Below are 23,605 nucleotides of genomic sequence, written 5' to 3' on the forward strand. Positions count from 1 at the left end.
CGGGCGCTGTCGTTATATCAGACGGGCGCGCCGATTTTCTTGACCACCTTGCGCCCTAGCAGCGAGGCCAACAGGCCGTTGACGAAGCGTGCCAGCCGGCCGGTGGCGTCGCCCTCGGCCGACAGGCCGCCGAGCGAGATGGCCTGCAGCAGGCCGCTCTCGTGGATCAGCTCCATCGCGAAGTGCGCTTCGCGGTAAGTCAGCCCGCCCTGGTGGGTCGGGTCGTCGCGACCGAGATCGCGGCCGTCCATGACGTCGATGTCGAAGTGCACATGCAGCCCGGCCACCCCCTGGCCGACCGTGGCGATGGTTTTGGGCATCAGGCTCGCCAAGCCGTGGCGGTCGATCTCGTCGATGGTGATCAGACGCACGCCATAGTTGTCGAGCAGCGCCTTGTCTTCCAGGCTGGTGTGGCGCACCCCGATCAGCACGGTGTTTTCCAGGCTCGGGCCGCGCTTCTGTTTCTTCAGTGCCAGCAGCCGGGCGATGCTGCCACGCGAGGTGAACACGACGGCGCCCGCGTCCTGGCCGGCGACGTGGCCGACCGGGACCGGCGTGTCGTGCCAGGAACCGCCGCTCAGGATCAGTGGAATCTGGCGGAACGAGCGGTAGAACAGGCTGTACAGGTCATCGCTGTCGACCGGCGCTTTCCAGAAGAAGCTGTCGGCGCTCTTCTTGCCATGCTCGATGCATTCATGCCCGATCGGTTCCAGCTCTTCGCGCAGGCCGTTGAGCAGCAGATGGCTCGCGAGCGGCTCACAGGCGTCGGTCAGTTTCTCCACCAGGTTGAACAGCTTGATCACGGTGGGCTGGGTCGCTTCGGCGCGGTGCAGGCGGTATTCTTTTGCCACGTAGGGCGAGGTCATCGCCATCAAGAGCGCGCCGTAGTCCAGCGTGAAGGCGACGCTGTCGCCCAGGCGGTAGGCTGTTTCCGCTGCGCTGGCGTCGACGATCAGGTGGTCGCTGCTTGCGCCCAGCACGCGCAGACGCTCGTCGGTCGGGCGCAGCCCCTCGGGGGCGATGTCCTCGCGTCCCATGGCGAGGATCAGCCGGCGCGAAGGGCGGTCCTCGCCGTCGAACACCGGGCGGCGGCCGAAGGCGTCCTCGCCGGACAGCCCGTAGGGGCGCGACGGCTTGATCTTGGCCTCGATCACGTCCGCCGTCAGGGTGTAGGCGTCTTTGTGCAGCTTTTCATACAGCCCTGGCGGGGTGGGAGATTCGGCCAGCATGATGCTGGCGCCGAGACGCAGGTGGTTGATGCCGGCGGGTATCTGTCCCTGTTCCAACAGCGGCAGCGAGAAGGTGTTGCCGCCGGACACGATAGGTAGCTCGATGGCGTGGTGGCGGCGGATCTCGTCGGCGAGATAGGCCAGGTTGGAGAGGTTGTCGACGGTGGGCTGGATGCCGCCGACGCAGGCCAGGTTGGCGCCGATGCCGATCAGGCGCACGCCGGGCAGCGCCAGAATCTGCTCGACGTAGTCCATGGTCTCGTGGGGCAGGATACCCTCGCGCAGGTCGCCCAGGTCGATCATCAGCACGACATCGTGCACCGTGTCGATCTGCAAGGCCGCACGCGACAGCGCCTGCAGCGTCTGCAACTCGGAGTTCAGGCTGATGTCGGCGTGGCGCACCACCTGTTCCGCCTCGTCCGGGGCCGGGGCGCGGATCAGCATCAGCGGCACGGCGATACCGTCGCGCCGCAGCCGCACGATGTTGTCGAGGCGCGAGTCGGCAATCTGCACCACCCCGCCGCGCACCATGGCGCGTGCCACCCGGGGCGAGCCGCAGGCCGACTTGGTGACGCCCGCGACGCCGATACCCTGCGTCCGGCAGGCCTCGACCAGCACGCTTGTGTTTTCCTCGATGCGGTCAAGATCGATGATGATGCGAGGACCTGCCATGCCTGTGCTCCACTGCTTTGAACGTCGATGCGGCGGGGGACGCCATCAACTGCCGTAAATGTCGAAGTTGAAGTATTTCTTCTGTACCTTCTGGTACACGCCGTTGCTGCGGATGGTCTCGATCGCCTTGTTCAGGCGCTCGCGCAGCGCGTTGTTGCCCTTCTTCACGGCGATACCGGCACCGTAGCCGAAATACTTGGTATCGGAAATCCCCGGCCCGGCGAAGGCATAGGCCGGCGCGCCGCCGCGTTTCAGGAATTCGGTATCGGCCACGACCTGGTCGACGAACACGCCGTCCAGCCGCTCGGTCTTCAGATCGAGGAAGGCCTCGGTGACCTTGCCGTAGTTGACGATCTGCACGCCTTTCCTGCCCCAGTGGTCCTTGGCGTAGCGCTCCTCGGTCGAGGCGCGCAGCACGCCGATGCGCTTGCCGCTGAAGTCATCCTTGGTAACCTTCACCGCGCCGTTCTTGGTGACCATGCGGCTCGGTGTTTGGTAGTAGCGGTTGGTGAAATCGACGGCTTTCTTGCGCTCGTCGGTGATCTGCATCGACGACAGGATGGCGTCGAACTTGCCGGCGTTGAGCGCCGGAATCAGGCCGTCCCACTCCTGCGGTACGATCTCGCAAGTCACCTTCATCGCTTCGCACAGCGCCCGCGCGATGTCCACGTCGAACCCTTCCAGATGGCCGTCGGCCGCCTGCTTGGCGAAGGGCGGGTAGTTGCCGTCGATGCCGAATCGGATCGTTTCCGCCTGGGCCATCAGCGGGGTAAGGGATGCAGCCAGCAGCAGCGATAGTGCAGTCTTTCTCATGCCATTCTCCTCCGGTTCACTTTGATCGCTCCCCCTTCTGACGGTGGGGTGGCGGGCTCAGAGTGTCACAGGGGGAGAGGGGGCTCAATAGCCCACTCTTCTGTCAAAAAATGACTTTGGCATTGATGTTTTTGGCATCCGGCTGCGAGGCTTGCTGGGTGGTCTATGGTGCTAAATAGTATTTTGTATACAAAAAAGAGGTGTCGTGTTTGTCTCGGGTGATGTCGCAAATCCGTAATGGAAAATGGGGGCAAAACAGGGCAGGCTGGCTGGAGCCACTATTGCGGCAAGGATATCGATCTGGTCAGGCAAACAATTGGCCACAGGCGTTTGCTTGCGGCCAAGCTTGCCACCTTATTTCAGGCTATCCGGCAGAATCGGGTTTTGTTGTCCAGGTGGGGGCGGAGGCAACGGCGGGTCCTTGTAATCGGTGTCGATGGGAACGCCCTGCGCCCTGAGCTGGGCTTCGGCTATGTTGCGTTTGGTGCGTTCACCCAAGGCGCGTCGTAGCCAGGTGGCACGCCAGTGGTCACGGTCTTTTTCATCGACATTGAGCCGTTCCTCTTCTTCGCGGGAGCTGAACGTGAGGCTGATAAAGTAGGCGCCAGGTTTGGCTGGGTCCAGATGGTTGACATCCCGATCTACCTGAAGTGTCAGATAGGTATGATCGGCATAGAACTTCCAGGTAAATGGGGCATCCAGGCTCATCCATTCCTGAAACGAGAGTGGATAGTCAGGGTCAATTGCGCCGGCTTTGTAATAATCAAGGGTAGCTTTGCCTTTCAGGCGCGGATCTGACGGATAATGATAGTTCATCCAGCCAGTTTTGCGAAGGCTCTGAATTAGACCAAGTATATATTGGCGTGCAATGTCGTGGGAAACGTATTCGTCACGATTTACTTCAGCGGTAATATACAAGTGATTGATACCGGTTTTGCGATCACGATCTTCGGCGGCCGATACGCTCATGGTATTAGGGATGGTGGTTATTAATTTACCGGTTTTGACAGATGCGGCCATGGACTTGCCATGGTTGGCTGAGTCTACATCATAGAAATTTAGGCCAAAGTTCTTTGTGTTCGCCCTAACTGTCTTGCCGTAGCGGGCTTGCCAATCTGTGCCTTGTTGCCCAAAAGCCACTTCGATCAGTGGAGGAAAGTCTTGTGCAGTGACCATGTCTTGCTTTCTGTAGATTTCGTATCCAGTTGCGAGTGCCGTCAGCAGCGCCAAGGCCGCGATCAGTAATGATTTTCGCCAATTCACGTGTTTAATCCCTGCTAACATACCAGCTCGCCATGGTTTTCAATTCGGCTTCCATTTGGATGGCTTGCTTCTGCATCAAACCATGAAATTTATCTGCAGCTTGACCTATCCATTTCATCCGGCTTCTGTAGTTCTCCAGCACCGTATCATCCGGCGCCACCGACTTCAGCTTTGGATCGTTGGTCTGGCATTCGTGGGTGAATACCAATTCCAGATCGGGTGAAAACCAACTGAGCCAGCCGCGCTGCCGTTGTACCCATGTAGCGAACTTAGGGTCGTCATACATCAGCGGCTGCAGGATGACGCCCTGTTCGTGTTTGGCAATCTCCATCAGATGCGTAAATTGTGCATCACGCCTTTTCTGGCCTATAGATTTATCAATTTCTTTGATTAAGGAAAACGCCGTCTTGATAAAGCCGGAAATTGGCAGGTAGTTCAGCGTCGGCAGTACCGTCTCGGCCCAGGGCAGGCGCTTGAGATTGTCGTTGACCGCCTGGTGGCAGCCGTTCTCGCCACGCGTGTCCAGGCATTGTTCGAAGGTGCCGAGGCTGTAGTTGTGATACCAATGAGTAGGCGCGATATCCTGAAACAGCCAGAAATTGCCCTTGCCCAGCCCATCGCGCACATAGCCGAAGTCCCAGTTCTCATCCAGCCTGGGCAGGTATTTGCCACTGTCTACCTGGATAAGATCCAGTGTGCAGGCGACGGTCTTGCTGGCGAAAGCTCCCAGCGCCATCCAGTAGTAGCGCCCTTTTTTCTTGGGGTTGCCATAGTCCTCGGTTTCCAGGTAGAAGCGAGCGTAGGTGGCGGCTATCACGCGGGCTCGTTTGGCATAATCGGCCATGACGGCGCGGACAGGTCTGAAGGTATAGCCCTGTTCCCGATACGACAGCCGCTCGTAGGCAAACTGTTGCGCCAGCGACCACATGGTGTCGCAGCCGGCGTTCAGCTTGCAACTCGACTCCTCGCGGGTATTGGTGGTGCCACTACCCTTCAAGTTTTCGGTGGCCATGATTATTGTTCTCCTGAGGGCGGCAGAATCTCGCTCCACACCAGTTTTGCCTCCAGCGGGGTTGGTGCAGTGGTGTGGATGCGCTGGTTGCTGCCATCGGGTTTGATACGGTGCAGAAGCTGCTGCTTACCGTCATTGACTGCCAACAGCAAGCCTTTCAGTGGCTTCCCGTTCGGGCCCAGAACCTGGAATTTCTCGTCGTAGAGATCGGCGCTGGGGAAGCCCTGCATATTGACGCCAATGCTGGCCGGTCCACTCAGCGCATGGTCCGCTCCTTTTATGCTCACCACACTGGGACAATGGATGTCGATGTTGCCGCCGGACAGCTTGATGTAACCGCCGCCGCTGGCGAGCAGAATGTCCTGCTTGGCGCTGATAACCACCTTGCCCTTGCAGGAGGTGATGGTCACGTCCTTGTCCGCCGTCAGCTCCATGGCATCGCTCTGCGACTGGACCTGCACCTTGCCCTTGGCGGCGATCAGCTTCAGGCTGACGGCGTCCTTCACCCCCGCCACAAACAGGCTGATGTGCTGCCCCACGTTGTGCAGCCAGCGCCGGCCCGAGGTCTGGTGGGTGTCGCGCTGGGCCACCTGGTCGATATTCGTCCCGGCGGCCAGGGTGAGGCTGTTGTCGGTGGTGGCGGCGAGGCCGGCTGGGGCAGAGAGGATCATCAGCGGCTGCTGGCCGGCCTGACCATTGGCGGCGGTCTTGGATTCTTTATCGGTATTCGAACCCGCTTCCCAGGCTTTGAGGGCCTGGACGTGGTGCTGCAGGTGGCCGTCGGTCTTCGTGGCGCCTTTGCTGTTGTCGGGCTGGATCGTCTCCGGACCGGTTTCGACGCTGTCGGCCAGTTGGGCGGTGGCGGTCTCGCCAAGGGATTGGCTGAGCGCCAGCGCGGCATCGAGCTGGCTTTGCGCGCCGTCGCGGGCCAGTTGCTTGCCGGAGGCTGAGGCCTGCGCTTCGGTACTCAGCAAGAGGCCATGCCCGGCACGGATCGCGCCGTGGCGGTCGGTGCGTAGTTCGAAGCCGTCACCGCGTGGCGTGGCTTTGCCATCGGTGCGCGGATGGGCGAGATAGCCCTGGTTGAGCTGAGTCTTGCCGTGTTCGGACGAGAGCTTGGTTCTCACTTCACCGGGGGTGTCGTCGAACAGCAGCTCGTTGTATTGCCCGCCCTGATGCTCTTTCGACTTGATGCCGGACAGGGTCTTGTTGGCCGGCAGGCTGCCGGCCCCGCTGAAGGCGGGCGGCGGATGACTGCCGTTGTATAGCACGCCGGTGATCACCGGCCGGTCGATGTCCCCTTCGATGAAGTCGACCAGCACTTCCTGGCCGATGCGCGGGATGAACTGGTGGCCCCAGCCGGCGCCGGCCGAGGGCATGGCCACGCGCAGCCAGCAACTGGAGGTGTCGTCGAGGTTGGCGCCGATGGTGGGATGCTCATCCGGACGGGCCCAATGAAACTGGACCTTGATACGGCCATGGGCGTCGGTGTGCACTTCTTCGCCGGCGGGGCCGACCACGGTAGCGGTCTGGGCGCCACGTGCGGTGGGCTTGGCGAGCGCCGTGCCGGCGTAGGCCGGGGTGAGCGGCAGGCCACGGCGTTGGGCCTGGAACTGCGTGTGGAATGGCGCGGTTTCCGCGGTGTTGCCACCGACGAGCTTCTGCAAGTCTGCCGGCAGATTGTTGCGGGCGGTGAAGGTCTGGCGCGTGACGACGAATTCGCGCTGTTCGGCACTATCCCATTCGTGGGCTGGGTGCTCGTCGAGGCGGAACCACTGCCCGGCAGTCAGTCCGCGCACCGAGCCACCGCCGTCGAAGCGCTTGGCCTGCACGTCGTGCGCCTGCTGGCGCAGCCGGGCGTAGTGCGCGAGCTGGTCGGCGTCGCCGGCGTAGTACTGGCCGGGGACGTCGTAGTCCTGCAGGCTGCTTTGCAGCCGGGCGCCATCGGAGCCCTGGTCGACGGCGCTGGTATCCCCGCTGTGGCCGGTGGCGACCGGGTGGTAATCGAAGGTCGCCAGCGCCACGCTGCCGCTGACGATCTGGCGCGTACTGTCCCAGCGGGTGAGGCCGTCTTCGGCTTCGGTGGCATCGGTACGGTGGAAGCGCACCCGTTCCACCCCGGCGGGCGGCAGCGAGTACGGGGCGTCGAAGGCGATGAGCTGGACTTGGGGGATGTCCCCATCCAAATGGACGAAGCGCCAGGCCAGTCCCTCTTCGTGCAGCAGACGCACGATGAAGTCGTAGTCACTCTCGCGGTATTGCAAGCAATAGCTACGCGGCGGCAGTTCGCCCGCCAATGAAAAATCCAGGCTCTGCACCGCCGCGAACACCGGGTTGGCGGCGGCGTGCTCGGCGAAGACCTGGCGCACGATGTCGGGCACCGACTGATCCTGGAACACGCGGCTGGTACGGCGCAGGCGCAGGAGCGCGAACGGCGGCTCGACGGTGAGGGCGTACTTGGCGAAGCCGCCGTCGCTGCCCGCCGCCTCGGCGGCGCTGACCACGCCGCAGCGCACCTGTTCGGTTCCGTCCGCCCCGGCGATGCCCAGCCGCACCGGCATGCCGAGCAGGCCCTTGAGTTCGAGCCCGGCATCCGGCGACAGGCATTCGACACGGTAGCGGTAGCTGTCGGACACCGCCTCGTCGCCGTGCACGGCGAGCGGCAGCAGCGTCTCGCCCCAGCGCCCGCCGTCGCCCAGTTGCAGGGTGAGGAGGCGCTGGTCCTGGGTGAAGGCGGAGGCGAAAGCTGAAAGAAGCTCAAGGGCACTCATGGCATCGATCGGGAATTAACCATTGAACGTGATGCGAACCGCATGCAGTTTTTGCTTGGTATCGGAGCGGACGGTAATGCGGATTGCCGAAATGCCACTTTCGACCAGCAGGTTTTTCACGACCATGGCCCTGGCTTTGGCTGCAGCCTCAGCATTGCCGACTTCCCGACGATCACAAAAACCGGTAACGACGATTTGTTTGGCAATCACCAGAGCCGGTGCCAGGGCACGTACTTGCTGCTCGGTGACCGGGGTCAGCTTGGAGTTCATCTTTTCGAAAGGGATCAGCGTCGGATCGCTGGCCACGGTCTTGTTGCCGGTTTGTTCGATGACTTTCGTGGTGGCCTGGTCCAGTTCGGCCGTGACCTTGGCGACAATCGCCTTGCCTTGCTGCTCTTGTGTCCCCGCCGCATTCATCGCTGCGTTTTGTGCTGCTTGCTTGGCTCCGGCGCAACCCAAGAGCATGGACGTACAAAGGGCGAGAGAGGCGATTCTGTAAAACATGATTTTTCCTTTCAAAATAAAGACCCGCACAATGACCGATGCGGGCCTTTACCTACATCAAATAACTTAAGCGATGACTTTGTTGGCCGTCAGATCCCAGCCGGCGCTGACGTTACCGCCACCGGCGCCGTCGGCACGTTTCTGCTGGGTGTAGGTCCACTTGATCTTGCCGTAGCTGAAGCTGACCTTCTCGCTGGGGAAGCCGGTATCGTTGGCCGAGCCATTCGGCTCAACCCTGGAAATCAATACTTGCTCCATCTTGATCTCCATGTACTTCACCTTGTCGCCGCCGGCACGGCACAGCTCGATGGTGACATCCTTGATGTGCTTGCCGGTGCAGCATGCTTCGTAGATCTTCGGGCTGGCCTTGTCCAGGAAGTGGGTGATTTCGTACACGCCGTGGTTGACGCGTTCGGCGGTGGCTCCACCGGCCGAGCTGGCGGTGGCCTGCGCCGGCTGCTCGATCAGATGGGAGAAGGACTGGATCTCGATCCAGTCTTTGTGTTGATCGTCGGTGCTTTCGCCCGGGATACCGTCGATTTTCAGGAAGGCGTCAAAAGCCATTGCATTCTCCTTGGATAAATAAAGATGGAAGTGCTACTTCCAAAACAAATGCCTCGCCTCCTGTCGGCACCGAATGCCGACAGGGTGGTGAGTCGTTGCGGGCGTTAGCCTGCCGGCTGGGGCAGCTCGGCAACCAAACGCAGGGATATGGTCAGTTCGTCCAACTGGAAGTGCGGACGCAGGAAGGCCGCGGCGCGGTAGACGCCCGGCTTGCCGGGGACCTCCACGACATCCACGCGTGCTTCGCGCAGCGGGTATTTCGCCTTGGCTTCCTGGCTGGCGGAGTCGTCCAGCAACACGTATTGCGCCAGCCAGGTGTTCAGGAAGTCCTGCACGTTCTGGCGCGAGGCGAAGCTGCCGATTTTGTCGCGCATGATGGATTTCATGTAATGCGCGATGCGCGATACGGCGAAGATGTAGGGCAGCTGGGTGGACAGACGGGCGTTGGCATTGGCCGCGTCGGTGTTGTAGGTCTTGGCCTTCTGCACCGACTGGCCGCTGAAGAAGGCGGCGTAGTCGGTGTTCTTGCAATGCACCAGCGAGATGAATCCCAGGTCGGACAGCAGCTTTTCGGTACGGTCGGTTACGGCCACCTCGGTGGGGCACTTGAGCGCCACTTCGCCGTCATCGGTCTTGAAGGTATGCGCAGGCAGGCCTTCGACCAGGCCGCCGCCTTCCACGCCGCGGATCGCCGCCAGCCAGCCGTACAGGGCGAAGGCATCGGTCAGGCGGGCCGCGTAGGCATAGGCGGCATTGGTCCACAGGTATTTGTCGTGATGGCTGCCGTCGACGTTTTCTTCAAAGTCGAAAGCTTCCACCGGCACGTTGTCACGGCCGTACGGCAGGCGGCCGAGCACGTGCGGCAGCACCAGGCCAACGTAGCGCGAATCCTCGGATTCGCGGAACGATTTCCACTTGGCGTATTCGACTGTGTCGAAGATCTTGGCCAGATCGCGCGGCTTGCCGATGTCGGTGAAGCTTTCCAGACCGAACAGGCCGGGAGAGGCGGAGGAGATCAGCGGTGCATGCGCCGAGGCCGCGACATGGGACAGCTCGTCCAGCAGGTAGAAGTCTTCCGGGTGGCGGGTGAATTCGTAGTCGCCCACCAGGGCGGCGTAGGGTGCGCCACCGAAGGTGCCGTACTCTTCCTCGTAGATCTTCTTGAACAAGGCGCTCTGATCGAACTCCGGCGAGGCCTTGAAGTCCTTGACCAGGTCTTTCTTGGAGGCATTGAGCACCTTGATCTTCAGCATGGTGCTGGTTTCCGATTCTGCCACCAGGTATTTCAGGCCGCGCCAGGAGGCTTCCAGCTTCTGGAACTCGGGGTGGTGCATCACCTCGTTGAGCTGGCTCGACAGCAGGGCGTCCAGCTCTGCGATACGGGCATCGATGCTGGCGGACAGGTCGCGCGATACGGTCACGCTGCCTTCCAGCACCTGGGCCACCAGTTCGCCGATCAGGTCACGGGTATGGCCTTTTTCACTTTCGTTGGTGGCGATGCGGCTCTGTTCGATGATGCTGTCCAGCAGGCTGCCGGCATCGACGGTGCTCGGGTCCGCTGCCGTGTCCAGTTGTTGTGCGCTGTTCATGGCTTACTCCCCGGTGTTGTCGCTTTGGGTGGATTGGCTGATCTGGCGAAGTTTCTCGGTATCGCGTACCACCTCGTCCAGCAGCTCTTCCAGCTTGTCGTTGCCGGCCAGCTTGTTGCGCAGGTCGGCCAGACGGGTGCGGGCTTCCAGCAGATGCTTGAGCGGTTCCACCTGGGCCACCACGTTCTGCGGCTCGAAATCGGCCAACTCGTTGAAGTTCAGTTCCATTGCCAACTGGCTGCCGTCGTCCTGCAGCTTGTTGTCGACCTTGATGGCCAGGCGCGGCGCCATGCCCTTGAGGACTTCATCGAAGTTGTCGCGGTCGATCTGCACGAACTTGCGCTCCTTCATCTTGGGCAGCGGGTTCTTGCTGTGACCGGAATAGTTGCCCAGCACGCCCAGCACGAAGGGCAGTTCCTTGGTCTCGATGGCGTCGCCGATTTCGACGTCGTAAGTGATCTGCACGCGCGGGGGGCGGACCCGCGACAGTTTTTTCTGGGTGCTTTCTTTGCTCATGGTGTGCTCTCGAAAAGATGGTCTGTCAGGGTTGAGCGGCGTCAGGCGATGCTGCGGGCAAGGCTGGCGACAAGGTCGCGCAACTGCGCGACGCTAAGCCCCGGGTCGTTCAGGCGCCGTCCCAGGATGTATGAGGCCTCGGCGTAGGACTGATGGCGGTGCCAGGGCGCCTGCTCATCGCCGATGTCTACGACGAAACGTTGGTCCAGCGGCTCGCCCCAGCATTGCGCCACGATGTGGGCGTCCGGCGAGTGGGGCTGGAGGGCCAGGAAGCGTCCGTCCGGCCGGTTGATCTGCAGGCATTGGGCATCGTCGGCTCCATGGGTGCTGGCAGCGGCCTGGTACAGCGACAGCCAGGTGGCGGCGGCCAGCATGTCTTCGCCATCGGTGGCCGGCAGCGGCAGCAGGTAGGTCTGTGCGCACAGGCTGTCGCGGAAGCGGTGCTGCAACTGGCTGTGGAAGATGAAGGCCAGCAAGGTGGTCTCCAGCGTATGGCCGGGCTGGCGGGCGAGCAGCCTTTCCAGTTGGTGTGCCGGGGTGATGGTCAGGTGGCGGGACAGCAACTGTTCGGCCAGGGCGACATCGTCGTTCGAGGCCACGCCGAACAGCGCTTGCGCTTCCAGAAACTGGCGGCAGGCCACCATTTCCACCGCGTTGTCGATGGCGCTGGCGAGTTGATCCTTCAAGCCTGAAAAGAACAGCTCGCAGGTGAGCAGCAGCACGGCCAACGGTGGCAGCGCCAGGCTGGCAGGTAGTTGGGTGACGGCTACCAGCGGGTAGTTGCGCCCGCTTTCGTCGTGGCTGGGCTGGATCACGCCGAGCGACAGCCAATCCTGATCCCGGCTGCGCAGCACGAAGCAGGAGGGGGGCATGGCACGGTAGCGGGCGACGGCCTCTGTGCCGGGGGAGAGCAGGCTGATGCTGTCCGCCAGCAGATGGTCCAGCTGTGCCGCCGCCGGATGGGTGGCGTTGATGCGGATGAAGTCGGCGCGGCGCGGCAGTTTGCCGAAGATGCAGTACGATGATGCCGCGGCTTCCTGGTTGCGTTTGAAAGTGAAGCTCAAGACTATGGCCCCGTTTACAACGTTACGCGCTCGGGCAACGTCAGTTTGTTAAGACGGGTCAACTGCAGCGGGTTGACACCGCTGAGTACCCGGAAATTGACACGCACGCTCTGCGTATCCCCGTCAGCCTTGCGCAGCGACCAGGCCAGCTGGGTGCCATCCGGGCCATCCTGCACGACCTTGGCTCCGGCCAGCAGGCGCATCAGGCCCATGCCGCCGGGGTGGTTGGCCACCACGCTGCTCGCGCCGTTGTAGGACAACACCTGGATGCGCGCGCCAGTCGTCTGGCCGTTGCCGTTCCAGGTGAAGGGCTGCCAGATCTGCGGGCCGTTGCGATAGCGCAGTTCCTGGCCATCGATATCGAAGACGATTTCAGAGAGCCCCGGCGTCGGTTGCGGCTGTAGTTCGAAGCGGAGGCTGTCACCCTCCTGCAACTGGCCGTTGGCCAGTGCGGACAGGCTGCTCACGCTGCTGAGGAAGGCCGGGTTGAACTTGATGCCGAGTTCGCCCCAGGCGCGCGGTACCAGCATGTCTCCTTTTTTCTGGACCAGGCCGGCTAGGTATTTGTTGATGAAACGATCCAGCGTGCCGTCGTTGGCTTTCAGGAAGCGGTTGATCTCGGCAATGGATGCCGTGCTGCCGGCATCGCTGAACGGGTACTTGGCCGACAGTTGACGCCATTGCGGCAAGACCTCGGTGGCCCAGGCCTGATTGATGTCGGCGCTGACCGGGCCGAGTAGGGTGCTGTAGGAGTGGCTGAGTGGTCGCACCAGCATCGGACGCACCAGACTGACTGTGTCGGGCGTGCTTTGCGCCAGCAAGGCGTTGTCGACGTAGGCGATGCTGTCCGCCAGTTCCGAGCCGCTGTTGTTGAAGGTGGCCTGCAGGGTAGCGCGTGCCAGGGAGCCCGGGTCGTCGGTGCTGGCGATGGCCCCCAGCTTGGCTTTCAGTTTGGCCAGTTGCTCCAGGTAACCGTTGATCGGGGTGTTGTCGCCTTTCACCAACTGGGCTACCCCGGCAAACTGTCGGCCCACTTCGCCGTAGAGTTTGTCCTTGGGCGTGTTCTCGCTGCTGCCGCCTTTCAGCAGTTCGGCGGTTTTTTTCAGAACCGACTGCTTGGCATTCTCCAGCGATCGGTTGAGTTCGGACGGGTTGTCCCAGGCCGTTTCCGTCGCCGCACGCAACAGGATCAGCTTGATGGGCGAGGTTTCCCGGTCCGACAGGCGAGTCATGGCCGAGGCGGACTGTGCCGGGCTGGTGAAATCACGCACCGTGACGCCCTGCAGGAAGCGCTTCCAGCTGTCGATATAGGCTGCGCGGTATTGTGCTTCGAGGGCCGCCCGGTTCTTCTCGCCGTCACCATCCTTGCCCAGGTTGTCCTGACTGGTGGCTGCCAGCACCCAGTCGTCGCTACGGATTTCTCCCTTGCTCGCTTCCTCGATGGCGGCTTTTACGTATTGATCCCATGCCTCGCGGGTAAAGGCACCTTCCACCATCTGGCTGCCGGCCATGATGTCGAGATCGCGGTTGTTCAGGATGCGGGCCACGGTCAGTGGGGCAAAGCGGGTGTTGGCGCGGGCGCGGATTTCATTGAATACCCGCTCTTCGGCCGACATGCGCTTGAAAGAGCCGCGCAGCACCTCGCGTGCCTGGTTGACCACGCGCAGGTTGGGCGAAATCAGCGGAAGGTCCGGTGCCTTGAGCTGGCTGATGTAGAACGCCAGCAGCTTTTCGGCGACCGCCATGATTTCTTCGGTGCTGTACTGCCCGCGCTGGGCTTCCAGATAGGGGCGCCAGTAGCGCGGAAGCTGGTCCGCCAGATGCGCCGGCTCCATGCGCTGTGGCTGGTACAGCATCAGGTAGGTTTTCAGTGCGTTATAGCTGGCATCCAGTTGCGGCGACTTGGCCGGGGCCTGGGCCGGGCGTTCTGCCGATGCTTCTGTCGCTGCCGCGACAGCTTGCGTGGCAGCGGCTACAGAGACTGTCGACGGTTGGACTGCCGCGACGCGAGCCGGGGGTGTCCAACTGGCCCGGTGCAGGCCGAAGCCGGACGCCTGCCAGTTTGTCGCCACCGGCTGTGGGGCCTGGTGCGGCCAGACGGCAGTCCGAATGTGGTAGTCGTCGGTCGACAGGGGCACAGGATGTCCCCGGTACTCCTCGGGAATGGCGCTTAGCTCGATGTTCGGCAGCGGCTTGCCTTGCAGCCGTGGACGGTATTTGGGCTTGGGTTTTGCCGGTATGGTCACGGAAGGGGCGGGCGCTGGCGCAACCGGCTTGGCTTCCAGTATCGGAGGCGGGGAGGCAGGCTGGCGCTGGTCGAGTGCAAGCAGGGAGGTTTCCAGATTGCGCTGAACCGGCTCCAGCATCAGGGTCTTGATGCCTGCAAAGTATTCGCTGCGCAAGGCGGCTTCCAGTGGCTTGCCCTGATAGAGACCCACGCCAATCTGCCAAGGAGCTCCCTCGGTACGGTACGCCTGCAACTGTTCCAGGCGGGTTTGCAACTGCTGCAGTGCGCGCAGCTTGTCGTACAGTTGGCCGGAAGTCGCCAGCTTGCGAGCGGCTTCCCTTTCCTGGCTGATTTCCGCCAGCAGTTGCTGGTTGCCGATGTAGGACCAGCTCCACAGGCCTGCCAGCACGCTGAGCGTCAGCACGCCGGCTGCCATTGCAGCCATGCGCCAGCGACTGCCGCTGTACCGAGTCTGCCGTGAGATCAGGTGCTGGTCCGGAAACAGCACCTTCCGGAACAGGTCGCCCAGGAAAAAGCTGTACGAAGCCGGAACCTGGCGCTTGTCACCCTGCTTGGTGGTCAGGTCGAACTGCCCTTGTACCCGGCTGGCCGCCACGATGCGTGGCGTGCCTTCCTGCAGTGCGCTGGTGAAGTAGAAGCCGCGCAGCAGCGGACGGGCGTGATAGGGGTCATCCTCGTACAGCAGAGTCACGAATTTCACGACGGCTTCTTTCAGACCGTGAAACTCGATTGGGAAGGCGAAGTGTGCCGGATGAACCTGATCGCCGCGATATTGCAGCAGCTTCTCCTCGCCGGCCTGTACCAGACCGCGATGGAGCAACTCGAATTGCTGGGAGGCCACGGTGGTGGCGTCGAAGCCGTTACCCTGGCTGGCTGTCAGGGTGCTGCCCCACACCCGGGCACGCTCTTCTTCCGGCATGTCCTGGAAGAACTCGGCGAACCCGCCCAGCAGGTCCAGTTTGGTAAACACCAGGTAGACGGGGACGTGCAGCTCGAACGTGCTGCAGACCTCGTGGATGCGCTCTCGTACCTGACGGACATACAGCGAAAAGCCTTCGCTGTGGTGCTGGGCCAGTTCGGGCAGGCTGATGGCGACCAGGATGCCGTTCACCGGCGCCTTGGGGCGGTGCTTTTTCAGCAGCTTCAGAAAAGCCAGCCATTCGCCACGATCCTCGCTCTGGGTCGCGTAGCGGCCGGCGGTGTCGAGCAGCACCCCCTCGGTGGAGAAGAACCAGTCGCAGTTGCGCGTGCCGCCTACCCCCTGGATGGCGCTCTTGTCGCTGAAGGGGAAGGTGAGGCCGGATTGCAGGATGGCCGAGCTCTTGCCGGCGGCAGGATGGCCGATGATCATGTACCAGGGTAGCTCGTACAGTGCCGCATTGCCGCTGCTGTTGCCGAGTTTCGACCTCTTCAGGGTGTCGATGGCGGCCAGCAGGCGCTGGCGCAGCAGGGTGACTTCGGCGCGCTTCTCGGAGCCTGCGTGGATCACGGCATCGTCCGCCTGCTGGCGCAGCATTTTCTCCAGCAGCCCTCCGGCACGGCGCGCCAGAAGCTGCCCGATCAGCAGGCTTGCCACCCAGAGCAGCATGATCACGACGATGCAGCTCAGCCTGGCCTCCAGGGTTTCCAGCCCCATCCATTCACCCAGGAACCAGATCAGGGCGATCAGGATCAGGAATCCGATTGCCGATGCCACCTTGGCATATCGACGCCAACCTTTTTTCAACACCTCTTCACCTTCCTATTTGTTTATTGCTGCCGGGCCAGCAGCTGCTTGAGCGAGCCGCTGCGTTCGATATGGCCGTAGTCCTTGAAGCTCCAGTTGCCGCCCCAGGTCAGCCCCGCCGCCGTCGCTTCCTCCCCCAGGGCGAGATAGGCCGACATGGCCCAGGGGTCGCGCTCCGAAATCACGACTTTCCCGTTCCTGACAGGAGCCAGATCGACGGCCAGGCCGTATTGGTGCTTGCTCTGTCCTCCCTTGGCCTTGGTGACCAGCGTGCCTTGTTCCGCCAGGGCATCCTGACGCTCGGGACTGCGGTAACCCTCCAACAGGGTCATGGGGTAGCCACGCGCTTCCAGCCGTGTCATGACGTGCAGCACCGTCTGAACGAACGACGCGTCGAGCTTGTTCCAGTCCCGGTCCGCCCGGTTCAGTCGCGGCTGTTCGCTGATGGCATCTCGGAAAGCCTCCGGGGGTAGAGGCGGGGGAGGAACCAACTGTTCCTCCTGCAAGGTCAGCTTGATCCGCGAGCTGTGCGTGTATTCATTAGGGATGAATTCCGACGATCCGTGCATTTCTCTAAAAAACAAATCCAACACGACTGGCATGGCGGCCAAAGATAACGAAACAAGGGGTATTCTGGCAATGACGAAGTACTTTTTTGTGTGTTCTTCGCTTTTTGTTTGTCGCATTGTTGCCGTGCCGGATGGTGTCTCTTGGCGTGGGTCCTGAGCGCGGATATCGGCCGCCTGGGTTGTGGATGCAACGTTTGTTTCTTCTATAACTATTTCATTTGATAGGATTTTTTTATTGAAAAAGCGTAGCCCAATCCACGAGATCAGGCATATCAGCAACATGGCTGTCGCTGGAGCGAGGTAGACTTGTACTGAGTTAGGCCAGTTCATACGTCAGTGTTGTTCAATGACTATGTTGTTAACTATGTGTTTAATGATTAATTTACTAAAAATTTAGCATTATTGCTAATTTTGTATAAAAAATGCTTTTCAATTATCATGTCTCTTTGGCATGATTTCCAGAGGTGGCTGACAGATGCAGCATTGCAAGACCGGGGTGCGGTGCCATGCCAGGGGGCTCCTGGGGCTATTGGTGCCTGCTGTATTGCTCTTGTCCGGGTGTGCTTCGAATAAGGAAGTACAGGTGTCCGGCGAAGCCTCCGCGCAGTTGAACCGCGACAGTCGCGGCAAGCCGCTGTCGGTTGTGGTGCGGGTCTATCAGCTGAAGTCGGATCAGACATTCAACCGCTTGAGCATGGAAGCGCTGGTGGCGGTCAAGTCGGATAAGGAACTGCTGGCGTCCGAACTGCTCGACATGCGCGAGATGACGCTGCTGCCGGGCGGGCGCGTCACAGTGTCCGATTTCGTGGTGAATCCCGAGGCTTCGCACATTGGTTTGATAGCCCTGTTCCGTCAGCCGGACCGGCATTTCTGGCGCTTGCTGTTCGATGCCGATGCCGTGCGCAGCAAGGGGCTGCAATTCATGGCGGAAGACTGCTACCTGCGCGCCGTCAAACCCCCGGCAAAGCTGCTGCCGGGGCAGCCCAAGTCGCTGCAGGTCGTTTGCCGCTAGGCCGGACGTTTGCCTAGCGTGTTGGTTTTGGATGTGTTGGCCAGTGCAGGGTGCCTGGTTCACCGGATTGATTGAAGATGCAACAAGCTAAACGTGTGTTGTGGGGCGAAGGCATGTTTCTGCGCCCGCAGCATTTTCAACAGCAGACGCTGTTTCTCGAGCAAGATGTCGTCAGCCGCCAGCAACTGATGCGCCGCCATACGTGGGGCGTGCAGCAACTGCGGCTTGATGAACAGGCGCTAAAGGGAGGGATGGTGCGGGTGGATGCCCTAGGCATCCTGTTCCGCGACGGCCTGCTCTATCAGGCCCCGCAGTCCTCGCCATTGCCCTTGTCCAGGGATCTCTCGACCCTGCCGCAACTGGGGGTGGCAACGACGCTGTATGCCTGCCTGGCCGATCTGCAGGCCTATGGCGGCAATGCCCATAGCGGCGAGCCGGCCGGCAGGCCGAGCCGCTATCAGAATGGTGGCGCGGAACTGGCCGATCTCTACACCCAGGCGTTGCCGGCAGAAGTGGCGACACTGGAGCCCGACGTGCGCCTGATGTTCGAAGAAGAGAACCGCGATGGCTACGACGCCATTCCTCTGTGCCGCCTGCAGAAGGATGCCACCGGCCAGTGGGGTGTGGCCGGCGATTTTCTGCCGCCGCTGCTGACCATCGGCGCTGCGGGAGAACTCCCGCAGTTGGTGCGGCGACTGCTGGATATCCTGCTGGTGAAAAGTCAGGCTCTGGCGGGGGCGCAGCGCGAGCGAGCCAAGAGCGTGATGGAATTCGGCTCCAGCGACATCAGCGCCTTCTGGCTGCTGCATACCGTCAATCGCAACTTCGCCCGTTTGCGCCACCTGTCGCTGAGCAACCCGCTGCATCCGGAAGAGCTGTACATGGCACTGGCGGAGTTTTGCGGCGAGCTGCAGACATTTTCTACCCGCTATGCGCTGGCCGACATACCCGCCTACCGCCATGACGATCTGCATGCGGTGTTTGCCGCGTTGGACCTGCAGATTCGCGAACTGCTGGAAACCGTCATCTCGGCACGCTATGTCGTCATCCCGCTGCATTCCCCGAAGCCATCCTTCCATATCGGCCGGCTGGAGAGCGACCGTCTGCTGGACAAGGTCGACTTTTACCTCTCGGTGCAGAGCGAGCAGCCGGCCAGCCAGGTCATCGACAACGTGCCGCTCAAGTTCAAGATCGGCGCACCGGACGATGTCGAGAAAATTCTCAACTCCGCCATGCGCGGGGTGGCGCTGAGCCATGCGGCGCAGACCCCTTCCGTCGTGCCGGTGCGGGTGGGCAATCACTACTTTGCGCTTCAGCCGCACGGCGACATTTTTGCCCGCATGCTGCAGTCGCGCAGCATCTGCATCTACGTTCCGCAAACCCTGTCCGGGCTGACCCTGGAACTGATCGCTGTTTTCCGTTGAGGTCGACATGAGTCAAGCCGCCGTAACCGCCATCGCCAACGAGTCCACCATCAATGTGGCCAGCACCGGCCCCAGTCTGCGTGAGATGCTGGAAGATGGTGTGTACCTGCTGTTTCTGCTGAAAGACGGCAACGCGCCAGGCAGCAGCGTAGAGTTCAACCGCCGTATCGACCAGTTCCTGCTGCAGTACGAACGCAATGCCCGCAACTTCGGCAAGTCGGTCGAAGCCATCGGTCAGGCCAAGTACGCGTTCTGCGCCCTGCTGGACGAGATCATCCTGTCCTCCGATTTTTCGCTGCGCGACGAGTGGGAGCGCATGCCGCTGCAACTGCGTCTGTTTGGCGAGCATCTGGCGGGGGAGGGCTTCTTCAACCGGCTGGAGCAACTGCGCCTGGAGCCGGCGCGACACATCGAGGAACTGGAAGTGTATTACACCTGCCTGTTGCTCGGCTTTCAGGGGCGCTACCTGCTGGAGGGCGAAGAGAAGCTCGGCTACCTCACCCACAAGCTGGGGCAGGAGATCCAGCAAGTACGCGGTGGCAAGGCCGAGTTCGCCCCCCATTGGCAACTGCCGCAACGTTTCCAGGCCTTTGTTCGCCATGAATTGCCGCTGTGGCTGTACTTCGCCCTGTTGGCCCTGGTTGGCGCCGCGATCTGGGGGACGTATCACTGGCTGCTCGGCCGTCAACTGAGCAAATTGTTCGGGATCTGAGCGATGTATGGCCCCTCCCCGCGGCATACCCAGATTCTGCCTTCGGTGCTGGACCGGCTGCTGGACGACCAGCCCGATCTCAGCCATGGGGCCGAGCATTTGCTATTTGAACTGCCGCAGTTCCGCCGTGCGCTGGCGCGTGATCTGGAAGCTCTGCTCAATACCCGCGTCATGGCGCAGCCGGAGCTGTTCGAGGCCCATACCCTGGCGGGAGACAGCATGCTGCAGTTCGGTATTCCCGACCTGAGCGGCATTAGCCTGCTGAATCCTGACGATCGCGAACTGCTGCGCGAGCAACTGCGCCGCGCCATTGAAATCCACGAGCCGCGTTTGTCTCGCGTCAGGGTGAATCTGGATGCACCGAGGGAAATGGAGCGGCACCTGCGTTTCCGTGTCGATGCAGTACTGAAAGTGCACCCGCACCGTCCCCCCGTGAGCTTTGACGCCACGTTGCAACTGTCGTCCAACGTTTACAAGGTTCAGGGCTGAAAAGCCTTCGTCTCTCCATGGATCTTTCTTCCTTGCTCGCCAGCTTCGCCGCCGCCTTTACCCAGGACCAGCGCCTCGTTACCCTGCAACTGGGCGACGGCGGGCGCTGGGGCGAGACGCTGCTGCCGCTCGCCGTGCACGGCGACGAGGCGGTGTCCGACAGCTACCGCTACCGTGTCGAATGCCTGTCGCCGGATGCCGGGCTCGAACTCAAGGGCCTGCTCGGCGTGCCGGTGCGGCTGGGCATCGCCGGGGCGGACGGAACCGAACAGGTGCGCTGCGGCGTGGTCAGCGCCGCCGAGGCGGCGGGCAGCGACGGCGGCTTCGCCAAGTACGCCCTCACCGTCGAGCCGCCGTTCGCGCTCCTGCGCCTGCGCCGTACCAGCCGCGTGTTCCAGGATCAGTCGGTGCCCGACATCGTGCGCCAGGTCTTCGCCGAGCACGCCGCCGCCAACCCGGTGTTCGCGGCGGTGCAGAGCCTGGATTTTTCATTGGCGGGCGAACTGCCGCCGCGTAGCTATTGCTTGCAATACCGCGAGAGTGACTACGACTTCATCGTGCGTCTGCTGCACGAAGAGGGACTGGCCTGGCGCTTCGTCCATTTGGATGGGGACATCCCCCAAGTCCAGCTCATCGCCTTCGACGCCCCGTACTCGCTGCCGCCCGCCGGGGTGGAACGGGTGCGCTTCCACCGTACCGATGCCACCGAAGCCGAAGACGGCCTCACCCGCTGGGACAGTACGCGCCAGATCGTCAGCGGCAGCGTGGCGCTGGCGACCTTCGATTACCACCCGGTCGCCACCGGCCACAGCGGGGATACCAGCGCCGTCGACCAGGGCTCCGATGGCGCCCGGCTGCAAAGCAGCCTGCAGGACTACGACGTCCCCGGCCAGTACTACGCCGGCGACGCCGACCAGCTCGCGCACTACGCCCGGCTGCGCCAGCAGGCGCACGACGTGCAGGCCAAGCGCTTCGACGGCGGTGGCTCGGTGCGCGGACTGACTGCCGGGCAGTGGTTCCGCCTCGACGAGCACCCAGCCCACGAATGGGATAGTGCCGAACAGCGCGAATTCGTCGTCACGCGCCAGACCTTCACCGCCCGCAACAATCTGCCGGCAGACTTGCAGAAGCTCGTCGGTGGCAACACCGCGGAAACCGCGCCATTCCACACGCAGTTCCAGGCCCAACGCCGTGGCCTGCCGCTCACCCCGGCCTACGCCGGCACGGCGCTCGCCAAGCCCACCGCACGTGGCGCCCAGACCGCTACCGTGGTCGGCCCCGCCGGCGAAGAAGTGCACACCGACGCCCATGGCCGTATCAAGGTCCAGTTTCATTGGGCCCGTCCGGATGAGCATCCCACCATCGGCGCCAACCTCGACGACACCTCCAGTTGCTGGCTGCGCGTGGCCATGCCCTCGGCCGGCGCCGGCTGGGGCCACCAGTTCATCCCGCGCATCGGCCAGGAAGTGCTGGTCGACTTCATCGAAGGGGACATCGACCGGCCGGTGATCACCGGCGTGCTATACAACGGCAGTCATCCGCCGCCCGCCTTCAGCGGGGCCGGCAGCCTGCCGGCCAACAAGACCCTGTCCGGCATCAAGTCGAAAGAGCATCAGGGCGGGCAATACAACGAGCTGCTGTTCGACGACACCCCCGGTGAAGTGAGAACCAAGCTCTCGTCCGAACACGGCAAGACTCAGCTCAACCAGGGCTATCTCGCCCATCCGCGCACCGATGGCAAAGCCACGCCACGCGGTGACGGCTTCGAACTACGCACCGACCGCCACGGCGCGATCCGTGCCGGGCATGGCCTCTTGCTGAGTACCGAAGCGCAGGCCTCAGCCTCCGGCAAGCAACTGGCCCGCGACGGCGCGCAAAGCCAGCTCGATGCCGCGCTGGCGCTCAGCCAATCCCTTGGCGAGACCGCCACCGCCCAACTGGCCGACAGCGTCGAAACCGGTCCGGAGACGATCCAGCCCGACAACAGCAAAGGCGCCACGAAGACCGACGGCCACCTGCAGCACCACGTCCAGGCCCTCAAAGCCTGGGAAGCGGGTTCGAATACCGATAAAGAATCCAAGACCGCCGCCAATGGTCAGGCCGGCCAGCAGCCGCTGATGATCCTCTCTGCCCCAGCCGGCCTCGCCGCCACCACCGACAACAGCCTCACCCTGGCCGCCGGGACGAATATCGACCAGGTGGCCCAGCGCGACACCCACCAGACCTCGGGCCGGCGCTGGCTGCACAACGTGGGGCAGCACATCAGCCTGTTTGTGGCGGGGGTGAAGGACGCCGTCAGCCTGAAGCTGATCGCCGCCAAGGGCAAGGTGCAGGTCCAGTCGCAGAGCGATGCCATGGAGCTGACGGCGGACAAGGACGTGCGGATCAGCAGCCTGAAGGCGAGCCAGCAGTTCAACGGCAAGAAGGAAGTGCTGCTGACCTGCGGCGGGGCCTACATCCGCATCAAGGACGGCAAGATCGAACTGCACGCGCCGGGCAAGGTGAGTTTCAAGGGAGGCAGCCACGATTGGAGTGGGCCGGCGAGGATGAACAAGGAAGTGCTGCGTTTTCCGAACACCGTGTGCAAGCAGTGCATGCAGATGGCGGCCAAGGAAGGCAACCCGCTGGTGAATGGGCGATGAAAGTAGCACGGGATGGCCACGGTGGCGGGGTGGAAAACTGGCTGGCGACCTTGCTGGCGCAGGCGGCACACTCGGATTGGCCGCACCTAGACTTGCTGATCGACCAGGCCAATCTGCCTCCGCGCTGGCAGAAAAAGCTGCCGCAGGCGCTGACTTTGCAACAAATGTTGCTGCAAGGCACCGCGCATGCTGAGGCGGCGGACGAAGCCGCGTTGCTATGCCGCTATCAACTGGGAGACGAGCGGGCTCGGACAAGACTGCTTGCCTGCCTGGGCGAGTTGGACGGTGCAACAAGGGTGATGGTGCTGTTCAGCCATTGGCCATTCGACGATCTGGTGGCGCATCTAAGGCATTTTCTGCTGGCTGAATGGCAGGACGGAACTCAGAAAGGGGTGCTGCGCTATTACAACCCGGCGCTATTTGGCCCTGTGCTCGCTGCGTTGCCACCAGTTGAGGCGGAGAGGCTGCTGTCTGCGGCAGCGGAATGGCACTGGATAGACCGTGATGGTCAATGCTGGATGCAGCATGGCACCCACGGGTACACGGTGCCCTATGAAGTGTTGGTTCAGCCGTTGCAATTGGATGATGCGGCGGTCTCCCAATTGTCAGCTTGGCATCAGGCCGAATTATACGTGCAAGATAATCTGCTCACACCTCGTCAATGCAGGTGTCCGACGAAAGAGGCAATGATGCAAAAGCTGTTTACGTTGCAGATGACTGCCGATGAAAAACAGCTCTGGTCTCAGCCGGAGCGTACTGCTTTTATCAGTCAAAATTTATAACGCT

General features: G+C 62.1%; 18 protein-coding genes. 6 read left to right on the plus strand and 12 right to left on the minus strand.

The genetic code is table 11. The annotated features are described in order from the left end of the window. Positions 1 to 17 precede the first annotated feature (17 nt). From PSEMAI1_RS0104815 to PSEMAI1_RS0104875, 12 genes are all read right to left on the minus strand, one after another. Entirely contained in the window at positions 18 to 1,901 is a 1,884-nt protein-coding gene (locus PSEMAI1_RS0104815) for an alanine racemase (protein ID WP_024301773.1), read from the minus strand. A 45-nt stretch (positions 1,902 to 1,946) separates the two neighbouring features. Next, the gene (locus PSEMAI1_RS0104820) at positions 1,947 to 2,714 is read right to left on the minus strand and encodes an ABC transporter substrate-binding protein (protein ID WP_024301774.1); all 768 of its coding nucleotides are present in this window, start codon (positions 2,712 to 2,714) and stop codon (positions 1,947 to 1,949) included. A gap of 354 nt (positions 2,715 to 3,068) precedes the next feature. After that, the gene (locus PSEMAI1_RS21675) at positions 3,069 to 3,977 is read right to left on the minus strand and encodes a hypothetical protein (RefSeq protein WP_156943085.1); all 909 of its coding nucleotides are present in this window, start codon (positions 3,975 to 3,977) and stop codon (positions 3,069 to 3,071) included. Between the two features lie 4 nt (positions 3,978 to 3,981). After that, entirely contained in the window at positions 3,982 to 4,989 is a 1,008-nt protein-coding gene (locus PSEMAI1_RS0104835) for a hypothetical protein (RefSeq protein WP_024301777.1), read from the minus strand. Between the two features lie 2 nt (positions 4,990 to 4,991). Further along, entirely contained in the window at positions 4,992 to 7,760 is a 2,769-nt protein-coding gene (locus PSEMAI1_RS0104840; RefSeq protein WP_024301778.1) for a type VI secretion system Vgr family protein, read from the minus strand. 15 nt (positions 7,761 to 7,775) lie between these two features. After that, positions 7,776 to 8,264: an OmpA family protein gene (locus tag PSEMAI1_RS0104845; RefSeq protein ID WP_024301779.1), complete on the minus strand. Its 489-nt coding sequence runs from the start codon at positions 8,262 to 8,264 to the stop codon at positions 7,776 to 7,778. Between the two features lie 66 nt (positions 8,265 to 8,330). Beyond that, positions 8,331 to 8,828, minus strand: a complete 498-nt coding sequence (locus PSEMAI1_RS0104850) for a type VI secretion system tube protein Hcp (protein ID WP_024301780.1) — start codon at positions 8,826 to 8,828, stop codon at positions 8,331 to 8,333. 104 nt (positions 8,829 to 8,932) lie between these two features. After that, positions 8,933 to 10,417, minus strand: coding sequence for a type VI secretion system contractile sheath large subunit (gene tssC, locus PSEMAI1_RS0104855; RefSeq protein WP_024301781.1), 1,485 nt, complete (start codon positions 10,415 to 10,417; stop codon positions 8,933 to 8,935). A 3-nt stretch (positions 10,418 to 10,420) separates the two neighbouring features. Next, positions 10,421 to 10,933, minus strand: a complete 513-nt coding sequence (tssB, locus tag PSEMAI1_RS0104860; RefSeq protein ID WP_024301782.1) for a type VI secretion system contractile sheath small subunit — start codon at positions 10,931 to 10,933, stop codon at positions 10,421 to 10,423. A 41-nt stretch (positions 10,934 to 10,974) separates the two neighbouring features. Next, positions 10,975 to 11,997, minus strand: a complete 1,023-nt coding sequence (gene tagF / locus PSEMAI1_RS0104865; RefSeq protein WP_024301783.1) for a type VI secretion system-associated protein TagF — start codon at positions 11,995 to 11,997, stop codon at positions 10,975 to 10,977. A 14-nt stretch (positions 11,998 to 12,011) separates the two neighbouring features. Further along, on the minus strand, positions 12,012 to 15,941 hold the full coding sequence (gene tssM, locus PSEMAI1_RS0104870) for a type VI secretion system membrane subunit TssM (protein WP_232219835.1): 3,930 nt from the start codon (positions 15,939 to 15,941) through the stop codon (positions 12,012 to 12,014). A gap of 53 nt (positions 15,942 to 15,994) precedes the next feature. After that, positions 15,995 to 16,822, minus strand: coding sequence for a M15 family metallopeptidase (locus PSEMAI1_RS0104875; protein ID WP_232219836.1), 828 nt, complete (start codon positions 16,820 to 16,822; stop codon positions 15,995 to 15,997). Positions 16,823 to 17,015: 193 nt separating this feature from the next. Here PSEMAI1_RS0104875 and tssJ point away from each other — a divergent pair, with 193 nt between their 5' ends. The 6 genes from tssJ to PSEMAI1_RS20845 all read left to right on the plus strand — a co-directional run bounded on the left by tssJ (position 17,016) and on the right by PSEMAI1_RS20845 (position 23,601). Then, the gene (tssJ, locus tag PSEMAI1_RS0104880; RefSeq protein WP_024301786.1) at positions 17,016 to 17,552 is read left to right on the plus strand and encodes a type VI secretion system lipoprotein TssJ; all 537 of its coding nucleotides are present in this window, start codon (positions 17,016 to 17,018) and stop codon (positions 17,550 to 17,552) included. 77 nt (positions 17,553 to 17,629) lie between these two features. After that, the gene (tssK, locus tag PSEMAI1_RS0104885; protein ID WP_024301787.1) at positions 17,630 to 18,976 is read left to right on the plus strand and encodes a type VI secretion system baseplate subunit TssK; all 1,347 of its coding nucleotides are present in this window, start codon (positions 17,630 to 17,632) and stop codon (positions 18,974 to 18,976) included. Positions 18,977 to 18,983: 7 nt separating this feature from the next. Beyond that, positions 18,984 to 19,688, plus strand: coding sequence for a type IVB secretion system protein IcmH/DotU (icmH, locus tag PSEMAI1_RS0104890; protein WP_024301788.1), 705 nt, complete (start codon positions 18,984 to 18,986; stop codon positions 19,686 to 19,688). A 3-nt stretch (positions 19,689 to 19,691) separates the two neighbouring features. After that, positions 19,692 to 20,177, plus strand: coding sequence for a type VI secretion system baseplate subunit TssE (gene tssE / locus PSEMAI1_RS0104895; protein WP_024301789.1), 486 nt, complete (start codon positions 19,692 to 19,694; stop codon positions 20,175 to 20,177). Between the two features lie 17 nt (positions 20,178 to 20,194). Further along, complete coding sequence (locus PSEMAI1_RS0104900; protein WP_024301790.1) at positions 20,195 to 22,819, plus strand: type VI secretion system Vgr family protein; 2,625 nt, start codon at positions 20,195 to 20,197, stop codon at positions 22,817 to 22,819. After that, on the plus strand, positions 22,816 to 23,601 hold the full coding sequence (locus tag PSEMAI1_RS20845; RefSeq protein WP_024301791.1) for a DUF4123 domain-containing protein: 786 nt from the start codon (positions 22,816 to 22,818) through the stop codon (positions 23,599 to 23,601). Before PSEMAI1_RS0104900 ends, PSEMAI1_RS20845 begins: the two co-directional genes overlap by 4 nt. The last annotated feature ends 4 nt before the right edge of the window (positions 23,602 to 23,605 follow it).

Source organism: Pseudogulbenkiania sp. MAI-1, assembly GCF_000527175.1.
In the GTDB taxonomy this organism is placed as follows: Bacteria; Pseudomonadota; Gammaproteobacteria; order Burkholderiales; family Chromobacteriaceae; genus Pseudogulbenkiania.

What these genes read in the sequence shown, in the direction of transcription:
- PSEMAI1_RS0104815 (WP_024301773.1), bottom strand. Translation starts at nt 1,901, where the DNA reads ATGGCAGGTCCTCGCATCATCATCGATCTTGACCGCATCGAGGAAAAC.
- PSEMAI1_RS0104820 (WP_024301774.1), bottom strand. Translation starts at nt 2,714, where the DNA reads ATGAGAAAGACTGCACTATCGCTGCTGCTGGCTGCATCCCTTACCCCG.
- PSEMAI1_RS0104835 (WP_024301777.1), bottom strand. Translation starts at nt 4,989, where the DNA reads ATGGCCACCGAAAACTTGAAGGGTAGTGGCACCACCAATACCCGCGAG.
- PSEMAI1_RS0104840 (WP_024301778.1), bottom strand. Translation starts at nt 7,760, where the DNA reads ATGAGTGCCCTTGAGCTTCTTTCAGCTTTCGCCTCCGCCTTCACCCAG.
- PSEMAI1_RS0104845 (WP_024301779.1), bottom strand. Translation starts at nt 8,264, where the DNA reads ATGTTTTACAGAATCGCCTCTCTCGCCCTTTGTACGTCCATGCTCTTG.
- PSEMAI1_RS0104850 (WP_024301780.1), bottom strand. Translation starts at nt 8,828, where the DNA reads ATGGCTTTTGACGCCTTCCTGAAAATCGACGGTATCCCGGGCGAAAGC.
- tssC (WP_024301781.1), bottom strand. Translation starts at nt 10,417, where the DNA reads ATGAACAGCGCACAACAACTGGACACGGCAGCGGACCCGAGCACCGTC.
- tssB (WP_024301782.1), bottom strand. Translation starts at nt 10,933, where the DNA reads ATGAGCAAAGAAAGCACCCAGAAAAAACTGTCGCGGGTCCGCCCCCCG.
- PSEMAI1_RS0104875 (WP_232219836.1), bottom strand. Translation starts at nt 16,822, where the DNA reads ATGTTGCTGATATGCCTGATCTCGTGGATTGGGCTACGCTTTTTCAAT.
- tssJ (WP_024301786.1), top strand. Translation starts at nt 17,016, where the DNA reads ATGCAGCATTGCAAGACCGGGGTGCGGTGCCATGCCAGGGGGCTCCTG.
- tssK (WP_024301787.1), top strand. Translation starts at nt 17,630, where the DNA reads ATGCAACAAGCTAAACGTGTGTTGTGGGGCGAAGGCATGTTTCTGCGC.
- icmH (WP_024301788.1), top strand. Translation starts at nt 18,984, where the DNA reads ATGAGTCAAGCCGCCGTAACCGCCATCGCCAACGAGTCCACCATCAAT.
- tssE (WP_024301789.1), top strand. Translation starts at nt 19,692, where the DNA reads ATGTATGGCCCCTCCCCGCGGCATACCCAGATTCTGCCTTCGGTGCTG.
- PSEMAI1_RS0104900 (WP_024301790.1), top strand. Translation starts at nt 20,195, where the DNA reads ATGGATCTTTCTTCCTTGCTCGCCAGCTTCGCCGCCGCCTTTACCCAG.
- PSEMAI1_RS20845 (WP_024301791.1), top strand. Translation starts at nt 22,816, where the DNA reads ATGAAAGTAGCACGGGATGGCCACGGTGGCGGGGTGGAAAACTGGCTG.